At 70.4% G+C, this 23,798-nt stretch carries 21 protein-coding genes, 1 tRNA gene and 1 pseudogene; 9 read left to right on the top strand and 14 right to left on the bottom strand.

All coding sequences use genetic code 11. The annotated features are described in order from the left end of the window. Window positions 1–105: 105 nt before the first annotated feature. On the bottom strand, window positions 106–366 hold the full coding sequence (locus ABTU92_RS03630; RefSeq protein ID WP_408087745.1) for a hypothetical protein: 261 nt from the start codon (window positions 364–366) through the stop codon (window positions 106–108). Window positions 367–773: 407 nt separating this feature from the next. On the opposite strand from ABTU92_RS03630, the gene ABTU92_RS03625 reads away from it, so the two are divergent. From ABTU92_RS03625 to ABTU92_RS03615, 3 genes are all read left to right on the top strand, one after another. Then, a tRNA-Pro gene (locus tag ABTU92_RS03625) sits at window positions 774–850 on the top strand. 176 nt (window positions 851–1,026) lie between these two features. After that, window positions 1,027–1,332: an ETC complex I subunit gene (locus ABTU92_RS03620; protein ID WP_111355543.1), complete on the top strand. Its 306-nt coding sequence runs from the start codon at window positions 1,027–1,029 to the stop codon at window positions 1,330–1,332. 382 nt (window positions 1,333–1,714) lie between these two features. Next, on the top strand, window positions 1,715–2,644 hold the full coding sequence (locus ABTU92_RS03615; RefSeq protein WP_408087796.1) for a metal ABC transporter solute-binding protein, Zn/Mn family: 930 nt from the start codon (window positions 1,715–1,717) through the stop codon (window positions 2,642–2,644). Between the two features lie 144 nt (window positions 2,645–2,788). Here the strand turns inward: ABTU92_RS03615 and ABTU92_RS03610 are convergent, their stop codons facing one another. Then, window positions 2,789–3,214, bottom strand: a complete 426-nt coding sequence (locus ABTU92_RS03610; protein ID WP_408087794.1) for an HIT family protein — start codon at window positions 3,212–3,214, stop codon at window positions 2,789–2,791. 227 nt (window positions 3,215–3,441) lie between these two features. Between ABTU92_RS03610 and ABTU92_RS03605 the strand changes: the two genes are divergently transcribed. Further along, complete coding sequence (locus tag ABTU92_RS03605; RefSeq protein WP_408087743.1) at window positions 3,442–3,690, top strand: PilZ domain-containing protein; 249 nt, start codon at window positions 3,442–3,444, stop codon at window positions 3,688–3,690. A gap of 10 nt (window positions 3,691–3,700) precedes the next feature. On the opposite strand, the gene ABTU92_RS03600 is transcribed toward ABTU92_RS03605, so the two are convergent. From ABTU92_RS03600 to ABTU92_RS03590, 3 genes are all read right to left on the bottom strand, one after another. After that, window positions 3,701–4,978, bottom strand: coding sequence for a GNAT family N-acetyltransferase (locus ABTU92_RS03600; protein ID WP_408087792.1), 1,278 nt, complete (start codon window positions 4,976–4,978; stop codon window positions 3,701–3,703). A gap of 78 nt (window positions 4,979–5,056) precedes the next feature. Next, window positions 5,057–5,785, bottom strand: coding sequence for a glycerophosphodiester phosphodiesterase family protein (locus ABTU92_RS03595; protein ID WP_408087741.1), 729 nt, complete (start codon window positions 5,783–5,785; stop codon window positions 5,057–5,059). Between the two features lie 32 nt (window positions 5,786–5,817). Continuing rightward, a complete protein-coding gene (locus tag ABTU92_RS03590; RefSeq protein ID WP_111355548.1) occupies window positions 5,818–6,282 on the bottom strand; it encodes a RidA family protein in 465 nt (154 codons plus the stop codon). Between the two features lie 416 nt (window positions 6,283–6,698). Between ABTU92_RS03590 and ABTU92_RS03585 the strand changes: the two genes are divergently transcribed. Next, window positions 6,699–7,490, top strand: coding sequence for a cell envelope integrity EipB family protein (locus ABTU92_RS03585; RefSeq protein ID WP_408087790.1), 792 nt, complete (start codon window positions 6,699–6,701; stop codon window positions 7,488–7,490). A gap of 229 nt (window positions 7,491–7,719) precedes the next feature. Here ABTU92_RS03585 and ABTU92_RS03580 read toward each other — a convergent pair whose 3' ends face one another. Beyond that, window positions 7,720–9,000 (bottom strand): DNA polymerase IV, encoded by a 1,281-nt coding sequence (locus tag ABTU92_RS03580; RefSeq protein WP_408087739.1) that lies wholly within the window; start codon window positions 8,998–9,000, stop codon window positions 7,720–7,722. A 250-nt stretch (window positions 9,001–9,250) separates the two neighbouring features. On the opposite strand from ABTU92_RS03580, the gene ABTU92_RS03575 reads away from it, so the two are divergent. After that, window positions 9,251–9,622 (top strand): response regulator, encoded by a 372-nt coding sequence (locus ABTU92_RS03575; RefSeq protein WP_111355551.1) that lies wholly within the window; start codon window positions 9,251–9,253, stop codon window positions 9,620–9,622. A gap of 12 nt (window positions 9,623–9,634) precedes the next feature. Then, the gene (locus tag ABTU92_RS03570; protein ID WP_111355552.1) at window positions 9,635–11,011 is read left to right on the top strand and encodes a PleD family two-component system response regulator; all 1,377 of its coding nucleotides are present in this window, start codon (window positions 9,635–9,637) and stop codon (window positions 11,009–11,011) included. A gap of 581 nt (window positions 11,012–11,592) precedes the next feature. Here the strand turns inward: ABTU92_RS03570 and rpmG are convergent. The 4 genes from rpmG to ABTU92_RS03550 all read right to left on the bottom strand — a co-directional run bounded on the left by rpmG (window position 11,593) and on the right by ABTU92_RS03550 (window position 17,124). Continuing rightward, on the bottom strand, window positions 11,593–11,760 hold the full coding sequence (gene rpmG / locus ABTU92_RS03565) for a 50S ribosomal protein L33 (RefSeq protein ID WP_111355553.1): 168 nt from the start codon (window positions 11,758–11,760) through the stop codon (window positions 11,593–11,595). Between the two features lie 290 nt (window positions 11,761–12,050). After that, entirely contained in the window at window positions 12,051–12,617 is a 567-nt protein-coding gene (locus ABTU92_RS03560) for a sigma-70 family RNA polymerase sigma factor (RefSeq protein ID WP_408087736.1), read from the bottom strand. 51 nt (window positions 12,618–12,668) lie between these two features. After that, window positions 12,669–15,818 carry an efflux RND transporter permease subunit gene (locus ABTU92_RS03555; RefSeq protein ID WP_408087735.1) on the bottom strand — a complete coding sequence of 1,050 codons (3,150 nt, stop codon included), beginning with the start codon at window positions 15,816–15,818 and terminating at the stop codon, window positions 12,669–12,671. Window positions 15,819–15,822: 4 nt separating this feature from the next. Continuing rightward, the gene (locus tag ABTU92_RS03550; RefSeq protein ID WP_408087733.1) at window positions 15,823–17,124 is read right to left on the bottom strand and encodes an efflux RND transporter periplasmic adaptor subunit; all 1,302 of its coding nucleotides are present in this window, start codon (window positions 17,122–17,124) and stop codon (window positions 15,823–15,825) included. Between the two features lie 165 nt (window positions 17,125–17,289). On the opposite strand from ABTU92_RS03550, the gene ABTU92_RS03545 reads away from it, so the two are divergent. Next, on the top strand, window positions 17,290–17,952 hold the full coding sequence (locus tag ABTU92_RS03545; RefSeq protein ID WP_408087731.1) for a TetR/AcrR family transcriptional regulator: 663 nt from the start codon (window positions 17,290–17,292) through the stop codon (window positions 17,950–17,952). A 7-nt stretch (window positions 17,953–17,959) separates the two neighbouring features. Then, on the top strand, window positions 17,960–19,483 hold the full coding sequence (locus ABTU92_RS03540) for an efflux transporter outer membrane subunit (RefSeq protein WP_408087729.1): 1,524 nt from the start codon (window positions 17,960–17,962) through the stop codon (window positions 19,481–19,483). A gap of 16 nt (window positions 19,484–19,499) precedes the next feature. Here the strand turns inward: ABTU92_RS03540 and ABTU92_RS03535 are convergent, their stop codons facing one another. The 4 genes and pseudogenes from ABTU92_RS03535 to rnr all read right to left on the bottom strand — a co-directional run bounded on the left by ABTU92_RS03535 (window position 19,500) and on the right by rnr (window position 23,570). Beyond that, window positions 19,500–20,039, bottom strand: a complete 540-nt coding sequence (locus ABTU92_RS03535) for a type II toxin-antitoxin system HicB family antitoxin (RefSeq protein WP_408087727.1) — start codon at window positions 20,037–20,039, stop codon at window positions 19,500–19,502. Between the two features lie 25 nt (window positions 20,040–20,064). Then, window positions 20,065–20,226 (bottom strand): annotated as a pseudogene (locus tag ABTU92_RS03530) (type II toxin-antitoxin system HicA family toxin); the annotation flags it as partial. 123 nt (window positions 20,227–20,349) lie between these two features. Continuing rightward, window positions 20,350–21,246: an NUDIX hydrolase gene (locus ABTU92_RS03525; RefSeq protein ID WP_408087725.1), complete on the bottom strand. Its 897-nt coding sequence runs from the start codon at window positions 21,244–21,246 to the stop codon at window positions 20,350–20,352. 11 nt (window positions 21,247–21,257) lie between these two features. Next, entirely contained in the window at window positions 21,258–23,570 is a 2,313-nt protein-coding gene (gene rnr, locus ABTU92_RS03520) for a ribonuclease R (protein ID WP_408087723.1), read from the bottom strand. Window positions 23,571–23,798 lie beyond the last annotated feature (228 nt).

Genomic DNA, 23,798 nt, shown 5'->3' with positions numbered 1-23,798 from the left:
TCGTGCCTCTCCCGGATCGGGCCTCTGTCCGATTTCGTCTCACCACGTTCGTCGCACGGCATCGTTCCGCAAGAGCGCCGGGGCATATCCGCCATCAGGATCGGGTCAGCGGCAGACGACCACCCGCTTCCAGCGCACCTCGCAGGCCGGAACGGCGACGACCGCCTCGGTGCAACTCGGAACGGTGCGAACGCAGGGCGTCTTCCGCCACCGATAGCCGTAAGGGTAGGGCTTGGCCCAGAACGACGCCGGCGCGACGAGCGTCTGTTCCGGGACCGGGGAGGGGGCGAGCGGCATCGCCTGCGCCACTCCACCGCTGATCGCGATGGACAGGACAAGGGACCCGAACAGGGATCGTGCGATCATCGTGACGTCTCCGCGTGTCGATCCGCGTGAACAGCGGACATAACATTGGTACCATAGAATGAATTCGGTCAATGGAATGCTACCCGCACGTCCTTTCCATGAACACCCTTGGGAATTCGCGGCCGCTGTTCGGGCATCCGCTCAGCGATTGCGATCAGCTCGAATGGGACGCGGCGGCTGCCGAATTCGCCGGTTCGAGCGAGACGAATTCGCGGGACCCACATAAATCACGTTAAGATAGCGTTGGCGTTTTATATTATATAGAAGTTGCATCTCGGCAAAACGAACCCATTGCTCTGCGGGCTGACGTGGGTGTCCCGCGGGAGAGGTGCCGCCTGCGCTCCTGGGCGGCCGCCGCCTTGACCCGGCATGCCCCGCCCGGTACTGCACGATCGACTTCACGGCTTCGGGGTATAGCGCAGCCTGGTAGCGCGGGAGTTTTGGGTACTCCAGGTCGCAGGTTCGAATCCTGCTGCCCCGACCACTCTTTCGGCTGACACGGGAGCCGACGCCGGAGGGGCCGGTGCCGCGTCGCCCGACCGGCTTGCGTTTCTTCGCGGGTCGCGTAGGACTTTTGCGGTCCCTCCGTGCGCTGCGCCGGCGTTGCCGGCTGCCTCAGCGGGGGCGGACCGAACACGCGGGATCGTCGCCGAGGCCTTCATGATCGCACGCATCTACAAGCCCGCCCGGAACGCGATGCAGTCCGGCACCGCCAAGACCAAGCACTGGGTGCTCGACTACGAGCCCGACGAGCCGCGCCGGGTCGAGCCCCTGATGGGCTGGACCAGCTCGGGCGACACCCGCCAGCAGGTCCGCATGCAGTTCGAGACCAAGGAGGAGGCGATCGCCTTCTGCGAGCAGCACGGCGTCGCCTACCAGGTGCTCGAGCCGAAGTCGCCGAGCCGCCGCACCATCGCCTATTCGGACAATTTCGCCTATTCGCGCCGCGGCCTCTGGACTCACTGAGGCGACGCGCGGTCGAACAGCTTCGATCCGGCCGCACCCCGAGGAGGCCGCATGGCGGCCGGCTCGACGGGCGCGGGCGGCTCCCGACGTCGCGCCGGCTCGAGCCGGCTCCTGCGGACGGGCTCGATCTCGGCTGCGCCGAAGCACGACTGTCACGCAGGCGATCGCCGCCGCCGGAAGCTCCTCCGCGCCCCTCACCACGCCCGGCGGCCGATTGACAGCCGCCCGCTTCGGGCTCAGAACGTCTCCTGAGTGTTACGTTATTACATAGACATTACAGGAGACTTCGATGCCCCTCCGGCACCCGGTGACGATCTCGCGGCGGACCCTGCTCGGCACCCTGACGGCGGCGACCGCCGGGCTGGCCCTGACCGCCGTGCTCATGCCCCCGACCGTGGTGCTCGCCCAGGCGGCGAGCGAGGCCGAGAAGCCCGCCGGCGCGGCCCCGGGAGGCGCCGCCGCGCCCGTAAAAGTGGTGGCGAGCTTCTCGATCCTCGGCGACCTGGTGAAGCAGGTCGGCGGCCCGCTGGTCGCGGTCGATCTCCTGGTCGGACCGAACGCCGACATGCACGCCTTCCAGCCCTCGCCGGCCGATTCGAAGAAGCTCGCCGGCGCGAAGCTCGTGGTGATCAACGGGCTGGGGCTCGAGGGCTGGGTCGAGCGGATGACCAAGGCGTCCGGCTACACCGGGCCGGTCGTCGTCGCCGCCAAGGGCCTGAAGCCGATCGCCAAGCCGAAGGAGAAAGGGCACGACCACGACCATGGTCACGGCCACGACCACGGCAAGGACGATCCGCACGCCTGGCAGTCGGTCGGCAACGTGAAGCTCTACGTCGCCAACATCCGGGACGGCCTGGCGGCCGTCGACCCCGCCAACAAGGCGACCTATGCGGCGAACGCCGACGCCTACCTGAAGCAGCTCGACGCGCTCGACCGCGACATCAAGGCGGCGTTCGAGGGGGTGCCGAAGGACCGGCGCCAGGTCATCACGGCGCACCAGGCGTTCCGCTACTACGGCGCCGCCTATGGCATCGAGTTCCGGGGCGCCAAGGGCGTGACCGAGGAGTCCGAGCCGTCGGCGCGCGAGATCGCCGACCTGATCAAGCTGATCAAGAAGGAGAAGGTGCGGGCCCTGTTCGTCGAGAACACCTCCAACCGGCGCCTGCTCGACCGCATCGCCCAGGAGACCGATGCCAAGGTCGGCGGCACGCTGTTCTCCGACGCGCTGTCGGACGCCACCGGCCCGGCGCCGACCTATATCGACATGATGCGGGCCAACACCAAGGCGCTGGCCGACGCGCTGAAGGGCTGAGGCGGGACAATCGGCATCTGACGTCATTCCGGGGCGCACCGAAGGTGCGAACCCGGAATCCATCGGCGTACTCAGACGGTGTCGGCTGGATTCCGGGTCCGGCGCTTTGCGCCGGCCCGGAATGACGAACTAGCTTTGTTGCCCTCACCCCGCCAGCGCGGCGGAGAGCTTGGCGGCGTGGTCGGCGAGCGTCGCCGTCTCTTCCTTGAAGGTCGCGGCGGGCTTCAGCGGCACGCCGTCGTGGCGCGGCAGCACGTGGACGTGCAGGTGGAACACCACCTGGCCGCCGGCCGGCTCGTTGAACTGCTGGATGGTGACGCCGTCGGCCTTGAACACCGCGGTCGCCGCCTTGGCGATCCGCTGCGCCACCTGGTGGACGTGGCCGAGATCCTCCGGGGTGATGTCGTAGATGCCGCGCGCCGCCGCCTTCGGGATCACCAGCGTGTGGCCGGGGCAGCGCGGCATGATGTCGAGGAACGCGAGCGCGCGGTCGTCCTCGTAGACCTTGTGGCAGGGCAGATCCCCGCGGAGGATCTTCGCGAACACGTTCGAGGTGTCGTAGCTCGCCATGGGCTGCCTCATTCCCGCTGCCTCGTTCCCGTCGTCGGGGAGGGGGCCGCGCCGATCGCGGCCGTCCGCGACGATACCGATCGGTCCCCGCATGGATGGCAAACCGCGTGCCCGCCCGTCAAGCCGCGGCGAGGCGCAATCGGGCCACGCGCGACGCGCGATTGTTTAACGCGGCTTTAAGTGCGGCTGCCGAAGATCGTGGCATCTCTCAGGCACGCGGAGCGGCCATGAACGACAAGCGCAGGTTCGTGCGGGTGCGCCCGAGCGGTCTCGTGCCGCGCATCGGCAAGATTTTCGTCGATCCGAAGAGCCCGGCGATCGAGTGCCAGGTGATCGACGTGAGCGCCGGCGGCGCCTGCCTCTATGTCGGCGGCAACGGGGCGATCCCGAAGCGATTCACCTTCCTGCACGGCGCCGTGAAGAAGTCGAGCCGGGTCGTCTGGGAGAAGGGCCGCAAGATCGGCATCCAGTTCTGATGGCGCTTCGTCAGTCCGCCTCCATCTCGGCCTCCGCGGGCGGGCGGATGTCGAAGGCGTCGCGGCGGAACGGGCTCGCTGCGGCGAGTTCGCGGGCGGCGGCGTCGACATAGGCGCGCTCGCGTTTCAGATAGTCGGCGATCGCCCGGCGCAGCGCCGGATCGGCGATGTGGTGGGCCGACCAGGTGGTGTTGGGCAGATAGCCGCGGGCGAGCTTGTGCTCGCCTTGCGCGCCGGCCTCGACGCGGGGGATGCGGCGCTCGATGGCGAACTCGATCGCCTGGTAGTAGCACAGCTCGAAATGCAGGAACGGGTGGTGCTCGACGGCGCCCCAGTGGCGGCCGAACAGCGTGTCGCCGCCGATGAAGTTGAGCGCGCCGGCGATGTAGCGGCCCTCGCGTTTCGCCATCACCAGAAGAATCTGGTCGGCCATGCTGGCTCCGACGCGCGAGAAGAAGTCGCGGGTGAGATAGGAGCGGCCCCATTTGCGCGAGCCGGTGTCCATGTAGAAGGCGAAGAATGCGTCCCACGCCTCCTCGTCGATCGCGGCGCCGGTGAGCCTCGTGATCTCGATGCCGTTCTCCACCGCCTCGCGCCGCTCGCGCCGGATCGCCTTGCGTTTGCGGGCGGCCAGCGCGTCGAGAAAGTCCTCGAAGGTGGCGTAGCCCGGATTGTCCCAGTGGAACTGCTGGTCGGTGCGGGTGAGCCAGCCGTAGTCGGCGGCGAGGCTCGCCTCCGCCTCGGTCATGAAGGTGACGTGGACCGAGGAGTGGCCCTCGCGTCCGCACAGCGTCTTGAGCCCGTCGAGCAGCACCACCTCGGCCACCTCGGCCTGCGGGCCGGGGGCGACGAGGAGGCGCCGTCCGGTCGCCGGCGTGAACGGCACCGCAACCTGCAGCTTCGGATAATAGTGCCCGCCAGCCCGCTCGTAGGCGTCGGCCCAGCCGTGGTCGAACACGTACTCGCCGCGCGAATGGGACTTGAGATAGCAGGGGACGACGCCCAGCACGGTCTCGGTGCCGTCCTCCAGGATCAGGTGGCGGGGCTGCCAGCCGGTCCGCGCGACGGCCGAGCGCGACGCCTCGAGGGCGGACAGGAAGGCGTAAGAAACGAAGGGGTTGTAGGCGGTATCCGAAGTCGCGCCCGAAGTCGCGCCCGAAGCCGCGGCGAACGATGCGCCGGCGCTCGCCGACGGGCCGGTCGGGACCGGGTTGGCGCAGGCGTCCCACACCGCGGCGGGGATCTCGGTGATCGACGAGACGACGTTGATGCGCAGGCCGGCCGGGATGGCCGGGCGGTCCGGAGGGGCGGGGGTAGCCGGGGTGGAGGTCAGGGGGCGATCTCCCGATGGAGCGATCCTCTCAGTCTACGCCCGAAACCCCTCGAAGATCACCTGATCGGCACCGGCCCGCAGGGCCTCGTCGCGCTGGGCGGCGGAGCGGATCGTCCAGGAGAGCAGGGGACGGCCGAAGAGCCGGGCCAGCCGGGGCGGCCAGCCGTCGAGATCTTGCAAGCGCCACGCCAGGAACGCCGGATCGGCGCGCAGCGAATCGACGAGCATCCCGGCGCGGCGGTCGAGCGGGCCGGCCCCGGCGAAGCGGCGCTCGCCGACGAGGCCGCGCGTCAGCGTCGGCGCCCGGTCCTGCACGGCGGCCATCAGGGCCGGATCGAACGACATGACGGCGACCGGCGCGGTGGTACCGGCCAGCACGGCCGCGACCCGGCGCGCCAGCGTCCGGTCGCCGTCGAACCGGCTCTTCAGCTCGATCAGCAGGGGCACGCGGCCGCCGACGAGGTCCAAGAGCTCGCCGAGCGTCAGCATCCGGTCGGCGGTGGCTTTGTAGGGGCGGGCCTTCAGGGCGGCCGCGTCCAGATCGCGGACCCGCTCCTTGCCCTCGACCAGCCGGCCGAGGGCGTCGTCGTGGTGGACCATCGCCTCGCCGTCGCGGCTCGGCTGCAGGTCGGTCTCGATGCCGTAGCCGGCCGCGATGGCGGCCGTGAAGGCCGAGGCGGTGTTCTCCACGATGCCGGCTGCGGGATCGTGGAGGCCGCGATGGGCGATCGGGCGCGCCGTGAGCCAAGCGAGGGTTCCCATGGCGCGCCGCTCCTGCCGTCAGGCGTTCAGGGTCAGGCGACCTCGAAGGTGCCTTCGACCTCGACCGCCGCGTCGCCGGGCAGCACCGCGACGCCGATCGTGGTGCGGGCGTGCCGCCCCTTCTCGCCGAACACCTCGACCATCAGGTCGGAGGCGCCGTTGAGCACCTTGGGGCCGTCGAGGAAGCTCGGGGCCGAGGCGACGAAGCCGCCGAGCCGGACCACCCGGACCACCTTGTCGAGATCGCCGAGCGCCGCCTTCACCTGGGCGAGCAGGTTGATGGCGCAGATGCGCGCCGCGTCGCGGCCCTGCTCGATCGTCACGTCGGCGCCGAGCTTGCCGGTGGCGACGGCCTTGCCGTCGACCAGGCAGAGCTGGCCGGAGACGAACAGGAGCCGGCCCGAGCGGACGAAGCCGACATAGTTGGCGATCGGCGCCGCCGGCGTCGGCAGCACGATCCCGAGCTCCGCGAGTTTCTGTTCGGCACTGCTGGTCATTTGTCGAGCCTCCCCGGCCGTTTGTGGAACGCGACCTTGTCGTCGATCGCGGATCGCCGCGCAATGGGGCGTCGCCATGGCGCGGGCCCCGACATGGCAGCCCGGCATGGCAGCCCGGCACTACAGCCCGGCACGGCGGCCCGCGATGCCGGCCGCGCGATACCGCGGCGCGCATCGCGGGTGGGGCGCGGTCGGGCGAACGCCCGCGTGCACGCCGGACGCAGGGCGGCGCGCGGTTGCGGCGACTCCGGGCGCCGCCTATGTTCGCGTCACGGTGCGCGGGACGGCCCGGTGCCGCACAGGAGTTTCCGGACGCGATGGACCTCGGCCCTCTCGGACGTTCGTGCACGCGCCTCGTGCAAGCCCGCCTCCTACAGTTCCGCCTCACCGCCGCGGTCGTGATCGCCGCCGCCTGCATGGCGGCGACGCCGGCGCCCTCGGCGGGCGCCGCGCCGGGGCTCGCCTCGCACCGCGCCGTCTACGACCTCAAGCTCCTCCGCTCGCAGGGCAAGCGGACCCTGCAGTCGGTACGCGGCCGTATCCTGTACGACTTCTCCGGCAATGCGTGCGACGGCTGGGTGCTGCAGTTCCGCCAGGTCTCCGAGCTGGACAACGGCGAGGGCAAGGTGGCGGTGAGCGATCTGCGGGCCTCGACCTGGGAGGACGCCGCGGCCAAGAGCTTCCGCTTCAGCTCGCAGAACTACGTCAACGACCGGCCCGGCGACATGGTCGACGGCAAGGCCGAGCGGGGCGACGGCAAGGTCGCGGTGGCGCTCACCAAGCCGACCGGCACGACGTTCGATCTCGGCGTCGAAATGGTGTTTCCGACCGAGCACATGCGGCGCGTTCTCGAAGCGGCGCGCGAAGGCAAGACGCTGCTCGAGCTGCCCGTCTACGACGGCTCCGAGAACGGCCAGAAGTCGTTCAACACGCTCACCGTCATCGGCCCGGCGATCGGCCCGGAGAACCGCCCCGAAGGCGACGCGACGGCCGGCCAGGCGGCGCTCGACGGCCTCAAGCGGTGGCCCGTGACGATCAGCTATTTCGACCGCGCGGCCGGGCCGGGCGAGCAGACGCCGGTCTACGCGATCGGCTTCCAGCTCTACGAGAACGGCATCTCGCGGGCGCTGCGCCTCGACTACGGCGACTTCGTCGTCGCCGGCGACATGACCCAGCTCGACATCAAGCCCGACAAGGCGTGCCCGTAAGCAACTGAGCCGCCGTCATTCCGGGGCGTTGCCTCGTGTCCCGGGCGCGGCGCGATGCGCCGCGAACCGGGACCCAGGGGCGATCGGGCGAGGCGTATCCCGCGCGGCCCCTGGGCCCCGGCTCTGCGGCACAGCGGGCCTTGCGGCTCGCTGCGCCTTGTCCGGGGCACGCGGCCGAGTACCGGGAAAGTCGTTCAGTCGTGAGGGGTGTCCCTGTAGCACGGACGAGTCATCCCTTCCGCCGCGTCTCCTCCGCGTCGTCCAGCGACAGGCCGCGCACCACCGCGGCCTTGCCGAACTTTTCCCTGAGCTTGTCGACGGCGTGCTCGGCCGCGGCCGTGCGGGTGGCGCGGGTATCGATCAGGTCGGGCGGATCGGCCGTCTCGCCGGCGGCGAGGCTGCCGACCCCGATCCCGATCAGCCGAAACCGGGTGCCGTCGGTCTCGGGCACCAGCAGGTCGCGGCCGACCGAAAAGATCGTCGCGGCGAGCGCGGTCGGGGCCGGCAGGCTGTGCGAGCGGGTGCGCAGCCGGTGGTCGTGGCGCTTGAGCTTGAGCGTCACGGTGCTGCCGGCGAGGCCGGCCGCCTTCAGCCGCCCCGACACCTTCTCGGACAGCGCCCACAGGAGCTTCTCCAGCCGGCGGAGGTCGGCGACGTCGGTGTCGAGCGTCGTCTCGGCCGAGATGCTCTTGGTCGGCCGGTCGGGCGTCACGGTGCGGGCGTCGAGACCGCGGGCGAGACGGCCGAGCCGCAGGCCCTCGGCCCCGAAGGCGCGCATCAGCGCGGTCTCGTCGGCCCGCTGGAGGTCGGCGACGGTGCGGTAGCCCGCCTTGGCCAGCGTCGCCGCGGTCGCCTGGCCGACCCCGAAGATCGCGGTCACCGGCTTGGGCGCCAGCAGCCGCGCCGCCTCGGCCTGCGACAGGACCGAGAAGCCGCGCGGCTTCTCCAGGTCGGAGGCGAGCTTGGCGAGGAACTTGTTCTCCGACAGGCCGACCGAGACCGTGATGCCGACCGCCTGCTCGACCCGCTTGGCGAAGCGGGCGAGCGTCACGGCCGGGGCGGCGCCGTGCAGGCGCTCGGTGCCGCCGAGGTCGAGGAACGCCTCGTCGATCGACAGCGGCTCGACCAGCGGCGTGAGCTGCCGCATCATGGCGCGCACGGTGCGGCCCGCCTCGGCGTACTTGGCCATGTCGGGCTTGATCACCACGGCGTCGGGGCACAGCCGGCGCGCCTCGAACATCGGCATGGCCGAGCGCACCCCGAAGGTGCGGGCGATGTAGCAGGCCGTGGAGACGACGCCGCGCTTGCCGCCGCCGATGATCACCGGCAGGTCCCGCAAGTCCGGCCGGTCGCGCTTCTCGACCGCGGCATAGAAGGCATCGCAGTCGACATGGGCGATGTGGAAGCGGTCGAGATCGGGGTGGCGGACGAGCCGAGGCGACCCGCAGCGGGCGCAGCGACGGGCGGCGTCCGGCGCCTCGCTCAGGCAGTCGCGGCAGAAGGCCGCCATCGGCGCCTCTTGGTCTCGTTCGGTCCGACTGTCGGGCGGCGGGTCGAGTCGATCAAGCCTCCCATGCGGGACGCCATCGCGGGACTCGCCGCAGCGTTCGGATTCACTATACTTAACAAGTCCTTTCCCACGCGCGATTGTTTGCGATTGTGAAAGGAATAGCTTGTAGGATGAGCTAGTAAGGACCATATCGCGGACGGCGGTGAAACGCCGAATTCGCCGGAGCGGTCGCGAACCGCGGGGGGCTTCGATGCCGAAGACCGTCCTCATCGTGGAGGACAACGAGCTCAACATGAAGCTCTTCCACGATCTTCTGGAGGCGCACGGCTACAGCACGATCGGGACGCGCAACGGCATCGAGGCGCTCGACCTCGCCCGCCGTCATCGCCCCGACCTGATCCTGATGGACATTCAGCTCCCCGAGGTCTCCGGCCTCGAGGTGACGCGCTGGCTGAAGGACGATCCCGAGCTCAAGGCCATCCCGGTGGTCGCCGTGACGGCCTTCGCCATGAAGGGCGACGAGGAACGCATCCGCGAGGGCGGCTGCGAGGCGTATCTGTCGAAGCCGATCTCGGTCGGCAAGTTCATCGAGACCGTCCGCCATTTCCTCGGACAGCCGTGAGGTGACCCACCGATGACCGCCCGCATCCTCGTCGTCGACGACGTCCTGGCCAACGTGAAGCTGCTCGAGGCGCGGCTCTCGGCCGAGTATTTCGACGTCATCACGGCGCTCTCCGGCGCCGAGGCGCTGGCGGTCTGCGAGCGGGCGCAGTGCGACATCGTGCTGCTCGACGTGATGATGCCGGACATGGACGGCTTCGAGGTGTGCCGGCGCCTCAAGGCCAATCCCAAGACGCACCACATCCCGGTCGTCATGGTGACGGCGCTCGACCAGGCCGCCGACCGGGTGCGCGGCCTGGAGGCCGGCGCCGACGACTTCCTCACCAAGCCGGTCTCCGACATCGCGCTGGTCGCCCGGGTGCGCTCGCTCACCCGCCTCAAGCTGATGACCGACGAGCTGCGCATGCGAGCCCAGACCTCGCGCGAGATCGGCATCGAGAATCCGGTCATGGAGGCGATCGCCGACAAGGGCCGCAGCGGCCGTGTGCTGCTCATCGACGACCGCAAGTCGTCGTGGGACCGGATCGCCGGCATGCTGTCGGCCGAGCACACGGTCGACGTCGAGACCGACGCCGCCGAGGCGCTGTTCCGCGCCGCCGACGGCCCCTACGATCTCGTCGTCGTGTCGCTCGGCCTGGAGAGCTTCGACGCGCTGCGCCTGTGCAGCCAGCTCCGCTCGCTCGACCGCACCCGCAACGTCCCGATCCTGGCGATCGCCGATCCGGAGGAGGAGAGCTCGCGGCTCAATCGCGGCCTGGAGATCGGCGTCAACGACTACGTGTTCCGCCCGGTCGACCGCAACGAGCTGCTCGCGCGCGCCCGCACCCAGGTGCGCAAGCGGCGATTCACCGAGCGGCTGCGCGACAACGTCACGCTGTCGATCGAGATGGCGATCACCGACGCGCTCACCGGGCTGCACAATCGCCGCTACATGGAGACCCATGTGGCGACGCTGGTCGACCAGGCGATCGCCCGCGGCAAGCCGCTGACCGTGCTGGTGCTGGACATCGACTTCTTCAAGTCGATCAACGACACCCACGGCCACGACGGCGGCGACGACGTGCTGCGCGAGTTCGCCATGCGGCTGCGCAAGTCGATCCGTGGCATCGATCTCGCCTGCCGCTACGGCGGCGAGGAGTTCGTCGTCGTGATGCCGGACACCGACATCACGGTCGCCGCGAAGGTGGCGGAACGACTGCGGCGGCGCATCGCCTCCGAGCCGTTCCTGATCCATGCCTCGGGACGCAGCGTCGAGGTGACGATCTCGGTGGGTATCGCCGGTCTAGCCGGAACGGATGATAGCCCCGCAAAGGTGCTCAAGCGAGCCGACGAGGCGCTCTACAGGGCTAAGCGGGACGGACGCAACCGGGTGGTCGCCGCCGCGGCCTGAGGCGCATCCGTCCCGACGGATTTAAGCGCCTGATCCGTAAACCTTAAATGTTTAGGATGCCGCACGGCCGCCGAGGTCGGGTGGAGGACGAAGGTTGATTTCCCGGGAACTTGCGCTAGATTTTGATTGAAATTGCTCGAACGGGGGTGTGCAGGCACATCGAGTCGCCGCGATCCGAACGAGCTGGGCTAACCCTGCGGAGTGCTCAGGTCCGCCGCATCTCCTGGGTCCGTAGGGTTCGGCCGGCCGGTGAGCGGTGAGAGTGGCCTCCTCGAAACACCGCTCCCGGCCGGCCACTTTGTCTTCTCGGCCGGCAAACCGATGCCGTGCGCCGTCCCGCATGGCGCGTCTCGCGCGCGCCGGAGGCGGCCGACGAGCCGGCCGGCAGTCTCCCCACAGCAGCAGCCGTCTCCCGCGTCCGGTGTACACGCCACGGTCACGCGCCGCCGATCAGGCGGCGTCGATGAGGCGCGCCCACAAACGCCGAAGGCCGGGACGAGCCCGGCCAGCGTGTCGTCAGCGGATCGAAGAAGAACAACGGATCGAAGGAGAGGCGGACCGCGGCGTGCGCCGCGGCGGCCTCACTTGATCTTGGCTTCGCGGAACTCGACGTGCTTCTTCGCGACCGGATCGTACTTCTTCTTGACGAGCTTCTCGGTCTGCGTGCGCGAGTTCTTCTTGGCCACGTAGAAGTAGCCGGTGTCGGCGCTCGAGACGAGCTTGATCTTGATGGTGGTGGCCTTCGCCATGGGGCGCCCTCGAAATATCGTTCGAACGATGCGGTGAGTTGCGGGCAACCTAGTGACGGAGCCCGAAATGTCAAGGAAGCACCCCGCCCGGCCGCCATTCCGGGCCGGCGACGGGCATCGGCCGGCGCGGCGGGGGGCCGGGCGGGGGCGATCGACGCAAGGGGCGTCGATGACCCCTCTGTCGCAACGCGCTGCGGCAGGAGCGGGGCAGGGGTGTTGCGGCGTGTTTCGGGCCGGTGCCGAAATGTAATCGCCGCGCGCCCGCTCGCCGGCGGTGCCCGATCGGGCGCTCAGTCGACCGGCACCGACTCGCGCACGTGCTGCGCCGCGTCGCGCAGCATGGCGCGCAGCCGCTCGCGCGCCCGCTTGAGCAGCGATTCGATCGCGAACACCGTGGTCTGCATCACGGCGGCGATCTCCTCGTTGCCGAGGTTCTCGTGATAGGAGAGGAGAATCGCGAGGCGCTGCCGCTCCGGCAGCGCGTCGACGGCGCGCTCCAGCATCGCGTCGGCCTCGGCCCGCTCCATCATCGTGATCACGTCGGGGCGCGGATCGGCGGGCTCGGCGATCGCGTCGAGCGGCTCGCCGCGCTGGCGCCGGTGCAGGTCGATTGCGCGGTTGATCACCACCCGGCACAGGAACGTGGAGAACTTGGCGCGGCCCGGCTCGTAGCGGTGCCGGCCGGTCCAGATCTTCAGGAACGCGTCCTGGACGACGTCCTCGGCGTCGGCGACGTTGCGCAGGATGCGCAGCGCCAGCGCATAGGCTTGGTCGACGTGCCGGCCGACGAGAATGCGGAACGCGGCCTCGTCGTCCGCCGCGATCCGCCTGACGAGCTCGTCGTCCGGTATCTGCACCCGCTCCTCCGCGCCTGCCGGCCTCTCCTGCGCGCGTCGATCCGAGCGGCGCTATTCTGCTCGCCCCGCCGTCGGTGTCGTCGCCGGCGTTTGCGCAGGCCGGCGCACCAGCCGATCCGTCACCCGCCGCACCGTGACGAACAGCAGCGGGATCAGGAACACGCCGAGAGCCGTCACCGCGATCATGCCGCCCAGCACGCCGATCCCGATCGCGTTCTGGCTGCCCGAGCCGGCACCGCTCGCCGTCGCCAGCGGCACCACGCCGAGAATGAAGGCGAGCGACGTCATCAGGATGGGCCGAAGGCGCTGCCGTGCCGCATCGAGTGCCGCCGATGCAAGATCCTGGCCGGCCTTGAGACGCTCCAGTGCGAATTCCACGATCAGGATCGCGTTCTTCGCCGACAGGCCGATCGTGGTGAGCAGACCGACCTTGAAGTAGACGTCGTTCGCCTGACCCGTCAAGGTCGCGGCCACCACGGCGCCGAGGATGCCCACCGGGACCGTGAGCAGCACGGCGAGCGGCGTCGACCAGCTCTCGTAGAGCGCCGCGAGCGCCAGAAACACGACGAGCAGCGAGATCGCATAGAGCGCCGTCGCCTGGCTGCCGGCGAGGTGCTCCTGCTTGGAGAGGCCGGCCCAGGCGTAGCGAAAGCCGCCCGGCAGCGTCGCGATGATGCGGGCGATCTCGGCCATCGCGTCGCCCGAGCTGACGCCCGGCGCGCCCTGGCCGACGATCTCCACGGCGGACGATCCGTTGAACCGCTCGAGCTTCGGCGAGCCGTAGGTCCAGCGCGTCGAGGCGAAGGCCGAGAACGGCACCATCGATCCCGACGTGTTGCGCACGTACCAGGATTCGAGGTTCTCCGGCGTCATCCGGTGCGCCGCGTCGGATTGCACGTAGACGTATTTGACGCGGCCGCGGTGGATGAAGTCGTTGACGTAGGTGCCGCCCCAGGCGGTGGCCAGCGTGGTGTCGACATTGGCGAGCGACAGGCTGAAGGCGCTGGCCTTCTCCTGATCGACGTCGATGGCGAACTGCGGCGTGTCGTCCTGGCCGTTCGGGCGCACGGCGACGAGCTTGCCGCTCTGCGCCGCGGCGCCCAGCACCCGGTTGCGCATCTCCATCAGGCTCTCGTGGCCGGCGCCGCCGATGTCCTGGAGATAGACGTCGAAGCCGGTCGAGTTGCCGAGCCCCGGCACGGTGGGCGGCGCCAGGGCGAACACCTGCGCGTCGGAGATCGCCATGAACGCCCCCATGGCGCGGCCCGCCACGGCCTGCGCCTTGAGGGCGGGGGACGTGCGCTCGTCGAACGGCTTCAGCTTGACGAAGGCCATGCCGACGTTCTGGCCTTCGCCCGCGAACGAGAAGCCGCTGACCGTCATGACGCCGTCGACCGCGTCCTTCTCGTTGTCGAGATAGTGCCGCGCCACCTGCGCCAGCACGCGGTCGGTGCGGTCCATGGTGGCGCCGATGGGGAGCTGCGCCATCGTGAGGAGAATGCCCTGGTCCTCCTCGGGCAGGAACGAGCTCGGCAGCCGAACGAACATCACGCCGGCCGTCACGGCCAGCGCCGCGAACAGGGCGAGCACGCGCAGCGGCCGGCCGAGGATGCGGCCGTTCGCCCGACGATAGCTGTCGGTCGCGCGATCGAAAGTGCGGTTGAACCAGCCCGCGAGGCCGCGCGACTTGCCGTGCTCGGACGACGGACGCAGCAGCGTCGCGCACAGTGCCGGCGTCAGCACCATGGCGACGACGACCGAGAGCACCATGGCGGTGACGATGGTCACCGAGAACTGCCGGTAGATGACGCCCACCGAGCCGCCGAAGAAGGCCATCGGCACGAACACGGCGGACAGCACGGTGGCGATGCCGACCAGCGCTCCGGTGATCTCGCGCATCGACTTCTCGGTCGCCTGCTTGGGCGGCAGGCCGTCCTCCTGCATGACGCGCGCGACGTTCTCGACCACCACGATGGCGTCGTCGACCAGAAGGCCGATCGCCAGCACCATGGCGAACATGGTCAGCATGTTGATCGAGTAGCCCGCGATCGCCAGCACCCCGAAGGTGCCGAGCAGCACCACCGGCACGGCGAGTGTCGGGATCAGCGTGGCGCGAAGGTTCTGCAGGAACACCAGCATCACCACGAACACCAGCACGATCGCCTCGGCGAGCGTCTTCACCACCTCCTCGATGGAGAGGCGGACGAACGGCGTCGTCTCGTAGGGGTAGTGCACCTCGACGCCGGACGGGAAGGTCGGCGCCATGTCGGCGATCGCGGCCTTGACACGGTCGGCCGTGCCGATCGCGTTGGCGCCGTTCGCCAGCATGATGGCCAGACAAGCCGCCGGCATGCCGTTGTAGCGGCTCGACGAGCGATAGTTGTCGGCGCCGAGCTCGACCGTGGCGACGTCGCCGATGCGCACGATCGAGCCGTCGGCCGCGCTCTTGAGGATGATGTTGCGGAACTGCTCGGGCGTCTGCATGCGCGAGCGCGCCGTGACGGCGGCATTGATCTGCTGCCCCTTGGCGGCCGGCAGGCCGCCGAGCTGGCCGGCGGCGATCTGGACGTTCTGGGCCTGGATGGCGGCCGACACGTCGCCCGGCATCAGCGCGAACTGGGCGAGCTTGTCGGGATCGACCCAGATCCGCATCGCGTAGCCGGAGCCGAAGAGCTGGGTCGAGCCGACGCCCTCCAGGCGTTTGATGGTGTCGTTGAGCGTGCTGTTGACGTAGTCGGCGAGGTCGACGTCGCTCAGCGTGCCGTCGCGCGACACGAAGGCGATCACCATCATGAAGCTGTCGGACGACTTCGACACCGTCACGCCGGTGCTCTGCACGACCGACGGAAGCTGCGCGGTGACGAGCTGCAGCTTGTTCTGCACCTGCATCTGCGCGATGTCGGGATCGGCCGCGTTGGTGAAGGTGAGGCTGATCGAGACCGAGCCGGACGAGCTCGACGACGACGTGATGTAGTCGAGATGGTCGATGCCGGTCATGCCCTGCTCGATCACCTTGGTCACCGAGTTCTCGACCGTCTGGGCGTCGGCGCCCGCATAGGTCGCGGTGATGCGCACCGAGGTCGGGGCGATCTGCGGATATTGCGAGACGGGCAGAGTGCTCAGCGCCAGGAGGCCGCCCAGCATGATGGCGATGGCCACCACCCAGGCGAAGATCGGCCGGTCGATGAAGAACTGGGCCATCGTCTCACTCCGTCGCCGTCGCCGTCGCGGCCGCGCCGTGCGCCGTGGCCGTGCCGGCAGCGGCCGGCGTCGCGGCGAGCCGCGAGGGCGCGTCGGCGGCGGCGCGCTTCACCTCCCCGGTGGTCTCGTCGAGCCTCACGGCGACCGGCTTCACCGGCTGCCCGGCGCGGGCCTTCTGCGAGCCCTCGATCACCACCCGGTCGCCCTCGGCGACGCCCTTGTCGATCAGCCAGCTGGTGCCGATGCCGCGGCGCACCTGCAGGACGCGCTGCTCGAGCTTGTCGTCCTTGCCGACGAACAGCGCGACCGCCTCGCCCTTGGCGTTGCGGGTCACGGCGCGCTGCGGCACCAGGAAGCTGCCCGCCGCGATGCCTTCCTCCAGCACGGCCCGCACATACATGCCGGGCAGGAGCAGGCGATCGGGATTGGGGAACTCGGCGCGCAGCGTGAACGTGCCGGTGCTCTCGTCGACCTTCACCTCGGCGAAGCCGAGCTTGCCCGAATGGGCATAGGGGCGGCCGTCCTCCAGGATCAGTCGCACCGGCACCGAGTCGCCGCGGTTGGCGAGGCGTCCCTCCTCCAGTGCGCGGCGGAACTTCAGAAAGTTGAGGCTCGACTGGGTGAGGTCGACATAGATCGGGTCGATCTGGCGGATGGTGGCGAGCGCATCGGTCTGGTTGGCCGTCACCAGCGCCCCGACCGTGATCGACGATTTTCCGATACGGCCGCCGATCGGCGCCTTGATCTCCGTGTAGGCGAGGTTGATGCGGGCCGTGTCGAGATCGGCCTTGGCCGAGGCGACCGTCGCCTTGTTCTGCGCCAGCGTCGCCACGGCGTCGTCGACGTCCTGCTGGCTGACCGCCTTCTCCTTGCTCAGCCCCTTGTAGCGCTCCGCCTTGGCCTGGGCGCTCGGCACCGCGGCCTCGGCCTTCTGCAGCGCCGCCACCGCGCTGTCGTAGGAGGCCTGATAGGTCGCCGGATCGATCTGATAGAGCACCGTGCCGGCGGCGATCTCGGCCCCTTCGGTGAACAGCCGCTGCTTGACGATGCCGTTGACCTGCGGCCGCACCTCGGCGGTGAGGAACGCCGTGGTGCGCCCCGGTAGCTCGGTCGTCACCGCGACCGACTGCGGATGCAGCACCACGACCCCGACCTCCGGGGTCGGCATCGCGCCGCCCGGTCCCGGCGCGCCCATCGCGGCGCCGGCCTTGCCGCTGTCCTGGCCGCAAGCGGCGAGCAACGCCGCCGCGAGGAGGGCGGCCGCGGTCGCGGCGCGTCGGGAAAGTCCGTCGGGGGTGGAGAGCATGACGTGCATCCGTCCGATGTTTCGTGCCGTCGGTGGTGGATTTCCGATCCGGCTTGAATTAGGAAACTGTTGAGTTTATATATTCGCGCATCCGGACCCGTCAACCAGCGGCCGGTTGCGGCGTTCTCCAGGAGCCTCTTGGTCGCGATGACGGTCGACAAATCCTTGACCAAACCGAAGACACCGCCGCCGGCGGCCGCTCCGGCGCGGGGGCGGGGACGCCCCAAGGTCGACGACGCGACCCAGCGGGCCCGCATCGTCGCCGCGGCGCGCGACGTCTTCCTGGCCGGCGGCTACGACGCCACCACGATGGATGCGGTGGCGCAGCGCGCCGGCGTGTCGAAGAAGACCGTCTATCAGCTCTTCGACGGCAAGGACGCGCTGTTCGCCGCCATCGTCGCGGAGCATCGCGATCTCATGCTGAACGTGCCGGAGGGTGACGACGACCGTCCGCTCGACGAGGCGCTTGCGTCGATCTTCCGGCTCGATCTCGACGCCGACTCGGAGCGCGACCGCAATGCGCTGCTGCGGCTGATGATGCTGGAGGCGCCGCAGCGGCCCGAGCTGGCCCGCGTGGTGTTCCGTCACGGCCCGGAGGAGTCGAAGACCATCCTGGCGCGCTGGCTCGCCCGCCAGGCCGAACGCGACCGCATCGCCATCGCCGATCCCGAGCGGACGGCCTCGCTTCTGCTGCACATGGTGTTCGCGCCGCTCGGCTTCGACGAGGACGGCCCGCGCCTGCCGGGGCCGGACGAGCGCCGCGCCCATGCGACGGCCGCCTTCTCCATCTTCCTGAACGGCGTCGTGCCGAAGCGTAGACGAGACTGATCAGCTCATGACCCCCGATGTTTCGCGACCGCGGCTGCGCCGCGCCGCTCTCGCTCTGCCTTGTCTCCTCGCTGCGACCATGCTGGCCGGCTGCGCGGTCGGGCCGGACTATCGCGCCCCGGAGATCGTCCTGCCGCTGCACTGGGCGAACGCGCCGAAGCAGAAACCGGCGGCGCCGCGCGACCTGGCGCGCTGGTGGCGCGGCCTGAACGACCGCACCCTCGATGCGCTGATGGACGAGGCGGTCGCCGGCAACCTGGACGTCGCCGCCGCCAAGGCACGGGTGCGCGAGGCGCGCGCCAGCCGCAAGCAGTCGATCGCCGCGCTGTTCCCGTCTCTCGACGGCTCGGGCTCGCTGACCCGCAACCGCACCGGCAACGCGGCGCCCTCGGACACGGCGCCGATCTCCGGCTCGCCCTACACGCTCTATCAGGCGGGCTTCGACGCGAGTTTCGAGCTCGACATCTTCGGCGCCAACAAGCGCAGCCTGGAGGCCTCCACCCGGGCGCTTGAGGCGTCGTTCGACGATCTCGATTCGACGCTGCTGACGCTGCTCGGCGACGTCGCCTCCACCTACGCCGAGTCGCGCGGCTACCAGGCCCGCATCGCGCTCGCCAAGCGGACCGCGACCTCGCAGCGCGAGACCGCGGCGCTGACGAAGAGCAAGTTCGACGCCGGCTCGGCGTCGGCCGTCGACGTCGCCAAGGCGGTGGCGCAGGCGGCCTCGACCGAGGCCAACACCCCGCAGCTCACCGCCGCCTATGTCGCGGCCGTGCATCGGCTCGGCATCCTGCTCGGCCGCGAGCCCTCGGCGCTCGCCGCCCGGATGGACCGCGGCGCGCCGATCCCGGCGCCGCGGCTGCCGCTGAAGGCCGGCATCCCGGCCGACGTGCTGCTCCGCCGTCCGGACGTGCGCAGGGCGGAGCGCCAGTACGCCCAGTACACGGCGAGGATCGGTGTCGCCACGGCGGCGCTCTATCCGAGCGTGTCGCTCACCGGCAGCATCACGACCGCGGCCCAGAAGGCCGGCGATCTCGCCAAGAGCTCGACCATCGGCTGGTCGTGGGGGCCGTCGGCGACCGTGCCGATCTTCAACGCCGGCAGCCTGCTCGCCGCCGTCGACGCCGCCGAGGCGCAGCGCGACCAGTATCTGCTCACCTTCCGCTCGACCGTGCTGACCGCGCTGGAGGACGTCGAGAACGCCCTGGTGGCGCTCGCCGAGGAGCGCAAGCGCGCGACCAAGCTCGGGGAGTCGGCGAGGAACTACGGCGAGGCGGCGCGGCTGTCACGTGCCCTCTACCAGACCGGCACGTCGAGCTTCCTCGACGTGCTCGACGCCGAGCGCTCCGCCTACTCGGCCGAGGACTCGCTCCTGCAGAGCCGAGTCGCCATCACGACCGACTGGATCGCCCTCGCCAAGGCGCTCGGCGGCGGCTGGGATCGCCCGGTCGACGTGTCGAAGCCCGAGGTCGTCGACACCGGCACGCTGCCGCACCTGATCGACGTGCGGGTGATGGACCCGGTACGCTGAAGGGGAGGGGCTGCCGTCACCGCGTCGAGGCGCGGGGCGGCCGTGCCGCCTTCTTCGCCGCCCGCACCGGAGGTTTCGCCGGCTTCGCCCGGGCCACGACGGGCGGCTTCGCCGCCCTCACCTTCGCGGCGGGCGTCTTCGCGCCTCGCAGCACGTCCTGCATCATCCGCTGCCGCGCCGCCGTGCCGAGCCAGCCCGAACGGCTCTCGCCGGCCTCGCTCGCGGCGCGGTCGATCCGGGCGAGCAGCGCCTCGTCCAGCGTGATGTTGAGCCGAACGGCACGGCCGGGCGGATCGATGTCCGCGCCGGCGACCAGGACGACGTCCGCGAAGTCGTCCTCGAACTCCGGATCGCGTCTCAGCGCCTCGATGCTGCTGGGCGGCGGGATGGCGTGACCATCCTCACGCGCGCTCTCCATCCAGTCGGCGGCCGCGAGCCGCACCTTCGCCAGCGCCTCGTCGACGGTCGCCCCGCCCGATGTGCAGCCCGGAAGGTCTGGCAGGCTCACGCCGTAGGAGCCCGGCTCACCGTGCACCAGCGCCACGTAGGTCGTCATGTCGCTTCCTCGTCCTCGGCGACCTTCACCACTTCCAGCCGGCGGCTCGAAAGATGCTGCGGAGCGTGCCGATCGGGATTTCGCGGACCGAGGTGTCGACAGTGACGAGGTGGCGATGCCCGGGCTTCTTGAAGTTCAGGTGGTCGCCCTTTCCGCGCTGGCCGACCCAGCCGTCGGCCTCGAGCCGTCGGACGACTTCGGCCGGGGTTCCTCGTCATCGCGGCGACGCCTCGATCGTGAGTATAAAATACACACCGATTGGAGGCGGCACAAGCCGGGGGAGGGCGGGCGCGCCGGCGAGGGCGTCGCCCTACAGCTCCGTCCGGTGGAAGCGGCCGTGCACGAAGCGATAGAACGGCACCGGCAGGTCGGGCGTGAAGCCCCTGGCGATGCGATGGTCGAGCTCGGCCAGCACCGTCTTGGTGATCGGCGAGAGGTCGAGCCGTTCGGCGTCGTCGAGCGGCATCCACACGAGCTCGACCAGCTCGGCGTCGGGTCCGACGATGCCGTCGACCCGGCCCGCGATGGCGGTCGCGTCGACGGCGAAGAAGCGGGCGTCGAAACGGCGCGGCCGGCGCGGCGGCGTGATGGCGCGGGCGACGAGCTGCAGTCCGGAGAGATCCGGCAGCACGCCGGCGTTCGCGAACTGCTCCCACAGCGCCGCGTCGCCCGGCGCCGTCGCGCGGGTCGCCGGAGGCCACGTCGCCGGCCATTGCGTCTCGGCTCGTCCGAGCATCAGCCCGGTCTCTTCAAAAGTCTCGCGCACGGCCGCGATCGCGAAGGCGCGCGCCTTGGTCAGGCTCGGACGCTGCGTCGCCAGCATCAGCCGCTCGGCCATGCGCGGGTCGAGCTCGCCGGAGGCCGGCACGCCGCGGTCGGCGGGCTCGACGCGGCCGCCCGGGAACACGAACACGCCGGGCATGAACTTGAGGCCCGCGTGCCGTCGCCCCATCAGCACCTTCGGGGTCGCCTCGGTGCGGTCGATGATGATCAGGGTCGCGGCGTCGCGCGGCTTGAGATTCTGCGAGGTCATGTCCCGATCGGCGCGGTTGAGCCAGTCGGTCAGCCGCGCCGGGAGGTCCTTCGGCGCGACGTCGGCGATCGGGAAGGCATCGTCGGCGTCACGCCGCGCCGCGGCGTCGCCCGGCCGCGTGTCGTCGGCCGTGTCCGCAGCCCCGTTCGTCGCCCGCATCACTCGGCCCGTCATGGCTGCGCCCGTCACCGCTTCTTCCGGCCGGCCGAGGCGGGGCCCCGCTTCGGCTTCGTGCGCGTCGTCTCGCGCCGCGGCGCGGCGTGCTCGCGCGGGCCGGTGCGCTTCTTGCCGCGTCCGCCGCGCGTCTCCAGCTTGCGGCCGTGCGACGTGATCTCGAAGCGCAGCGCGCCCGCCACGGGGGCCGCCTCGACGAGCTTCACCGTGACGGTGTCGCCGAGCCGCCAGCTTTCGCCGGTCGCGTCGCCGACCAGCGCGTGGTGGCCCTCCTCGTAGCGATAGTAGTCGCGCCCGAGCGTCGCGGCCGGCACGAAGCCGTCGGCGCCCGTCTCGTCGAGCTTCACGAACAGGCCGGAGCGCGTCACGCCGGCGACCCGGCCCGTGAAGCTGGCGCCGATGCGGTCGGCGAGATGGTGGGCGATCAGCCGGTCGACGGTCTCGCGCTCGGCCGCCATGGCGCGCCGCTCGGCCGCCGAGATCTTCGCCGCCACCTCGGTCAGCGCCGCGACGTCGACGCTCTCGGCCAGCCCGTCGCGGCCGAGCCGGCAGGCCCGGATCAGGGCGCGGTGCACGATCAGATCCGCGTAGCGGCGGATCGGCGAGGTGAAGTGCGCGTAGCGGCGCAGGTTGAGGCCGAAATGGCCGTAGTTCTCGGCCGCGTACTCGGCCTGCGCCTGGCTGCGCAGCACCACCTCGTTGACCAGCGCCTCGTTGTCGCGGCCCTTCACGCGCGCCAGGACGGTGTTGAACTGCGCGGGCTTGAGCGCGCCGGCCTTCGGCACGTTGATGTCGAGGGTCGCGAGGAACTCGCGCAGCGCCGTCATCTTGTCGAGGCTCGGCTCGTCGTGCACCCGGTAGACGAGCGGGGTCTTCTGCTTCTCCAGCGTCTCGGCGGCCGCCACGTTGGCGAGGATCATCATCTCCTCGATCAGCCGGTGCGCGTCGAGCCGCGGCGGCACGACCACGCGGTCGACCGTGAAGTCGGGCTTCAGGAGGATCTTGCGCTCGGGAAGCTCGAGGTCGAGCGGGCTGCGCTCGTCGCGGGCGCGCTTGAGCGCCGCATAGGCGTCGTAGAGCGGACGCAGCACCAGCGGCAGCAGCGGGCCGGTGGTGTCGTCGGGATGCCCGTCGATCGCCGCCTGAGCCTGCCCGTAATGCAGCTTCGCGATCGAGCGCATCAGCACGCGATGGAAGGCGTGGCTGCGCTTGCGGCCGTCGGCGCCGATCACCATGCGGGCGACCAGGGCAGGGCGGTCCTCGGCGGGGCGCAGCGAGCACAGGTCGTTGGAGATGCGCTCCGGCAGCATCGGCACGACGCGGTCGGGGAAGTACACCGAGTTGCCGCGGGCGAGCGCCTCCTTGTCCATCGCGGTGCCGGGCCGCACATAGGCCGCGACGTCGGCGATGGCGACGTCGATGACGAAGCCGCCCGGATTGTCCGGGTCGCTGTCGGTGCGCGCGAAGACGGCGTCGTCGTGATCCTTGGCGTCGATCGGATCGATGGTGACGAACGGCACCTCGCGCCAGTCCTCGCGGTGTTCCAGCGTCGCCGGCCGCGCCGCCTCGGCCTCGGCCAGCACGCTCTTCCCGAACTCGTGCGGGATACCGTGGGCGTGGATGGCGATCAGGCTGACGGCGCGCTCGCTGGCGAGCGAGCCGAGCCGCTCCTTCACCTTGGCGACCGTGGTGCCGAAGCGCCCGTGCTTCTGGACGTCGACGGCGACGAGGTCGCCTTCGCGGGCGTCGAACGTGTCGCCGGGCCGGATCGTCAGCTCGCGCCCCAGGCTGCGCTTGTCGACCGGCACCAGCCGGCCGCCGCCGTCGGGCAGCACCCGGAACACGCCGAGCGTGCGGTGCTTGGTGCGGTCCAGCACTTTTATCGCGCGACCGGTGTAGCGAACGCCATCGTCCTCGTCGGTGCTTTCCTCGGTGCGCACGAGGGCACGGTCGCCGATGCCGGGGATCTCGGCCGGCCGCGCCCGGCGCGGCACGTGGAGGCGGATCCTCGGCGCCGGGCCGTTCTCCTCCTCGTCCCACTCGGCCGGCACGGCGATCAGCTCACCGTCGGCGTCGCGGCCCGTCACCTCGGCGAGCACGACGGGCGGCAGCACGCCGCTGCGCCGCATCTTCTTGCGGTACTTCTCGATGCGGCCCTCGTTCGCCAGCTCGCGCAGCATCGTCTTGAGGGCGGCGCGATCGGCGTTCTTCAAGCCCCACGCGCGGGCGATCTCGCGGGTGCCGACATTGCCGCCGTTCTGCTCGACGAAGGCGAGGATCTCGTCTTTCGAGGGGAGGGTCGGACCGTGCTGCTTCGTCTTCACCGCGAGGTCCGTGCGCCGAGGGTCTTGGTCATGCGCCCAAGGTAAGCGGCGAAGCGGGATTCCGCCAGCCGGCATGGAAGGGACTGCCCGCAGAGCTTGTCGTCTTCGGAGCCGTGATCAGGCGTAGCGGTTCCTGCGTTCCCTCCCCCCTTGTGGGGGAGGGACAGGGAGGGGGGTGAGCCACGGTCTCTGAGTTCGCGGCTCACCCCCCTCTCCACCTCTCCCCCA

It is taken from the genome of Rhodoplanes sp. SY1 (assembly GCF_046000175.1).
Taxonomy (GTDB): domain Bacteria; phylum Pseudomonadota; class Alphaproteobacteria; order Rhizobiales; family Xanthobacteraceae; genus Rhodoplanes.
This window is presented reverse-complemented; position numbering and strand designations above follow the sequence as displayed.